The organism is Liquorilactobacillus vini DSM 20605, assembly GCF_000255495.1.
Lineage (GTDB): Bacteria > Bacillota > Bacilli > Lactobacillales > Lactobacillaceae > Liquorilactobacillus > Liquorilactobacillus vini.
This window is the reverse complement of record NZ_AHYZ01000143.1, coordinates 1-421: the sequence shown is the minus strand read 5'-3', so window position 1 is coordinate 421 and position 421 is coordinate 1. Positions and strand designations below refer to the sequence as shown.

General features: G+C 34.9%; 1 protein-coding gene. It reads right to left on the bottom strand.

Going from position 1 to position 421, the window contains the following annotated elements; all coding sequences use genetic code 11:
• Positions 1-144 precede the first annotated feature (144 nt).
• Positions 145-421: integrase core domain-containing protein (locus ON15_RS08125; protein WP_010581003.1), on the bottom strand; the 277-nt coding region annotated here is incomplete at its 5' end.

Here is a 421-nt window from a genome sequence, read left to right as displayed (position 1 = left end):
ATATATTTTTAATTCAGTAACACCATTCGTTAATAATCTCAAGGCAAACCTCTGCGAGGCGCTTCCAGCGGCCTTGACTTATTAACTTCATGGTATTGTTAATGTGGCAGGAAGCAATAAATTGCTTCCACACAAAAACACAACTTAAATACTTTCATTCAGAGCTCGTTGTTCTGCTTCATTTGGCGTAATAAAATTAAGAGCTCCATGAATTCTGCGACTATTGTAAAAGCCTTCAATATATTTGAAAAGCTGGATTCTAGCTGATTTAAAATCTTTGTATTTGTCTTTTTGTGGGTAAACATCTTCTTTCTTTAAGGTCGCATGAAATGATTCTATACCTGCATTATCGTATGGACAGCCTTTATGGCTGAAAGAATGTTTGATTTTAAGCTCTTTAAGCCTTGATTCAAACTCGTTA